3 protein-coding genes are annotated in these 3,828 nt (G+C 33.9%); all 3 read left to right on the top strand.

All coding sequences use genetic code 11. The annotated features are described in order from the left end of the window. Positions 1–251: 251 nt before the first annotated feature. From MBEAL2_RS28315 to MBEAL2_RS28305, 3 genes are read left to right on the top strand one after another with little or no spacing between them, the layout of a single operon-like run. Positions 252–1,481, top strand: coding sequence for a tyrosine-type recombinase/integrase (locus MBEAL2_RS28315; RefSeq protein ID WP_047155531.1), 1,230 nt, complete (start codon positions 252–254; stop codon positions 1,479–1,481). Then, positions 1,471–3,354 carry a tyrosine-type recombinase/integrase gene (locus MBEAL2_RS33410; RefSeq protein ID WP_236693050.1) on the top strand — a complete coding sequence of 628 codons (1,884 nt, stop codon included), beginning with the start codon at positions 1,471–1,473 and terminating at the stop codon, positions 3,352–3,354. The genes MBEAL2_RS28315 and MBEAL2_RS33410 overlap by 11 nt, the downstream gene beginning before the upstream one ends. Beyond that, positions 3,355–3,750 (top strand): DUF6262 family protein, encoded by a 396-nt coding sequence (locus tag MBEAL2_RS28305; RefSeq protein ID WP_047155530.1) that lies wholly within the window; start codon positions 3,355–3,357, stop codon positions 3,748–3,750. It abuts the gene before it with no gap. Positions 3,751–3,828: the final 78 nt, after the last annotated feature.

Below are 3,828 nucleotides of genomic sequence, written 5' to 3'. Positions count from 1 at the left end.
CTTAAAGACATATTAATATTAAGAGTAAGGATAGTAAGGGTTGATTACCCCTACTATCTTTTTTTATCTTTATGTATAAATTAAAAGTACATAGTAATAATAGATAATTTATGATAATATTGAAAATATAAGTTTAAGAACATACATTCTTGTTATTGTAGGGGGACATAGCCTCGGTGCGAGGACAGCACTCCGCAGAACGATAGTTCGAGGACTTTGACTTTAAGGTATTTAAAGGAGCTTTAAGGTATATGACAATATCCCATAATGAAAAAGCAATAAAGGATAAATGGCATGAGGTTATATCTATTCGAGAAGCACAAACAGAAAATGGAACTATGTATTATCTCATGGATGAAAACCTTGACTTCATACCATTAGTAAAAGAATATCTCGATATGATTCAGGCAAGAGCTGAACGGGAGGTATCTCCAAATACAATCAAAACATACTGTTACAACTTATGGTATTTCATTGTTTTTTTAAAGTTGAGGGACTTGGAAATCCTTGATTTAGATGGTAAACCTGATATTTTAACGAAATTCAAGTTATGGTTAAAAAACCCATATAGATTTTATGAAAATGTAGAGATGTTAGAAGATGGCTATGAAGATGACGATTTAAAAGTTTCAACTGTCAATGCCATCATAGATAGAGTAAGTTCTCTATTTCTTTGGCTAAAAGCAAGTGGAAGGATATACGATAATCCTGTTGTTTACCGTAACGTAATGGTTACAAGTGCCATGAAGGATAAGGATATGTTAGCACATACAAGAAGGAATAAAACTGTACAGAAAAATACTCTTAAATCCAAAGTTCCCCAAGTTATCCCAAAGACCATTGAGCAAAAGGATTTTAAGAAGTATTTAGAGGCTGTGAATCTCTTACGAGATAAGATTATTCTTCTTATTCTAAAAGAGGGCGGTCTAAGGTCAGGTGAACTTTTAGGTATCAAACTTGAAGATATTGATTTTGGCGAACAAGGTGTATATGTACGTTTCAGACCCGACAATGAAAATGGCTCAAGAGCTAAAGCAGGGTATGGTAGAGACAGGTTTGTTCATCTTCCTTCTGACCTTATGGTTTTAATAGATAGATATATTAGTAGCGATTGGGTAAACAGTGACCCTAAAAGTGATTTTTTATTCGTGGTGGTTAATAGCAATATTCCTTCACAAAATGGCAAACCGATGAAAAAATCAACCCTTTCATCAACCCTTAACAATTACAACAAAAAAACAGGGATTAAGATAAACACCCATAAGTTGAGACATACTCACGTTACTGAATTAGCAAGAGAATATCTGAGCAAAGGTGAACCTATAAACTGGAAATATATATCCGAAAGAGTTGGTCACAAAGATGTAGCAACAACGATGCATATATATGCCCATTTGAATGCAGAAGACCATAAAAAAGAATACAAACGAATGGAAGGATATAGAAAAGAAAAACGAAAGGAACAAAAAAATGACAAATAAAAATACAGCTATTCAACCTATTTCAACTAACTTGGAGAAGTCAGTAACAAAGGCAACTGTCACTCCTTTTCCCTTTGAAGCTATTGATACTTCTTCGATGACTAAGGCACAGAAGAAGTTTTTTAAAATATTACAGCAACCTGAAAACCGAGATAAAAAGTATGACGAGTTATGTACTATGGCAGGATTTAAAAGCAACTCAGCCTGGTATAATGCCATCAAAGATAAACGGTTCACTGAACTTTTAGAAAACATGGGTGTTGAGGTAAGGCACTATGAACATGCCTACCCTACCCATCACGAAGTTAAGTTGATAAAGAACCCTAAAGAACGAGAAGAATATTTAAAACAAGATGTTTGGGATATGAGAAGGTTATTTAAAGAATACCCAAAGCACTTTCCACCTCATGACTTTATTGTAAAATTTAACAAAATAAAAAATGTAAACTTCCGAAAGATTGTAAAAAGATATTATCAAAATATGATTGCGAATTGGAAACCAGCAACATTCAACTATAACATGAAAAATATCCCCATATTTTTCAATAATTTACACAATAGGTTTCCAGATATTAAGTCTTTTAAAGAATTGGATAGAAATACTCATATTGAAAAAGTTCTACCTGATATATATTCTCTTTCAAATAGACAAGCACAGGAAATAATAATTATTATCCGAAGTATGTTCCAATATATGTACATGAACAAATGGGAGGATGGCCCAAAAACAGATGGGCTTTTAATCAGTTATGATACACCCAAAAGAGATAGAACTCTACCAAAACCCATACCGCCTCATGTCAAAATAAAACTGGATGATTATATAGAAAATACTATTATCCCATTACTGGAAGCTAATGAAGAAACTCCAATAATAAAACCTACATACTGGGATTTTATTATTATTCTTAGGCACACAGGAAGACGATTGGAAGACATGGCTCACTTGATTTCGGATGGTAGTGATATAGATTGTTTGAGATATGATTTAGAAGGAGACCCACAACTCTTTTTAGACCATCGCATTGCAAAAATACCAATAGATTTAATTATACCATTGGCACATTTAAAGGACTCAGAGGGTAGAAATATTGTTGAACGTGCTGTTTTGCGACAAAAGGAACGAGTGAAAGATTTACCACCTACTAAATCAGACGGGAAATTATATTTGTTTAGAGAAATTGTAGCTTTTGGAAATCAAAATATTCGCATAACAGAAACAATTAGTGGCAACTTTTTTAGGGCAAATATACTTCCAAAAGTTTGTAATCAAATTCCATTATCAAACTTTGGAGCCGAGTCGGGGGATATATATATTATCACACCGCACCAGTTCAGGCATACAGTAGCCACCGAGATGATTGATGCAGGTGTCGATATTTATGCCGTAAAAAATTTTTTAGGTCACTCTTCTGTTGCGATGACAGAGAAATATGTCAAGGTGTACCAACAACGTTTAAAGAAGGAGTTTAAAGATAAACTTCTTAAATCTGATGCCACAGCAATTAGGGATAATCTTCCTGAACAGGAAGAAATCTTCGGTGATAACAAATGGGTCAAAAACAAGATTATTGCCATCTTCGACCAAGGTGACGGATGTTGTGAGCATCCATATAAAATGCCCTCCTGTCCACATCAGGTGGCTTGTAAAACGTGCATTAAGAAAAAGATACTTCCGAGACATAAAAACGCAGTTGTAGACACCATAGATGCCTTTACAACACATTTGAATCAAGCGAAGCAAATTGGGCTAAATGAAAAGATTGAGGAATTTGACAAGGTAGTTCAGTTCTATCAAACTGCATTGAAAATCATCGAAATGGGCGAAACATTCGATGCTTCAAAACATTTCTACACAGGGGGTGTCCATTAAATGGCTAATATCAATCCAAATACCTCCAAAATGGTTGAATCAAAAAAAATGGAGAGTGAGATAAAAAAACAAGCTGTTTTAGCTGTTCTAAAGGAGCTAACGCTCCTTGATGACCCTATAAGTAACCCTATATCAAAAGCTGAAATATGCCGTAAGGCAGGAGTAAGTAAAACATTCCTTTACTCATACAAACAGGAACTTCTTAAACCAATTGATGAAGCAATAACAAAACAAAACCAGAAATTAAAGGTTATCACCAAAAAACAGACGTTTAGTGAAAGTTCAAAGGACAAGTTGATTGAATCACTAAAAAGAAGAGTAGCTGAATTAGATGAAGACAACAAAAAACTAAGAAAAGATAATTCCATTCTGCTGGGAAAATTGGCAAACAGATAAAAAGAAGCCTGTATCGAAAACTACTTAGTAATTATTGATACAGGCTTTTAAATTCAATGTTTATTGATGGTTATATAT

Source organism: Aneurinibacillus tyrosinisolvens, from assembly GCF_001015055.1.
GTDB classification, from domain to species: Bacteria; Bacillota; Bacilli; order Aneurinibacillales; family Aneurinibacillaceae; genus Aneurinibacillus_A; species Aneurinibacillus_A tyrosinisolvens.
The sequence above is the reverse complement of the archived record's forward strand: the minus strand, read 5'-3'. Positions and strand labels throughout refer to the sequence as shown.

Excerpts from the sequence above, each read along its gene's own strand:
- MBEAL2_RS28315 (WP_047155531.1), top strand. The coding sequence starts at position 252 with ATGACAATATCCCATAATGAAAAAGCAATAAAGGATAAATGGCATGAG.
- MBEAL2_RS33410 (WP_236693050.1), top strand. The coding sequence starts at position 1,471 with ATGACAAATAAAAATACAGCTATTCAACCTATTTCAACTAACTTGGAG.
- MBEAL2_RS28305 (WP_047155530.1), top strand. The coding sequence starts at position 3,355 with ATGGCTAATATCAATCCAAATACCTCCAAAATGGTTGAATCAAAAAAA.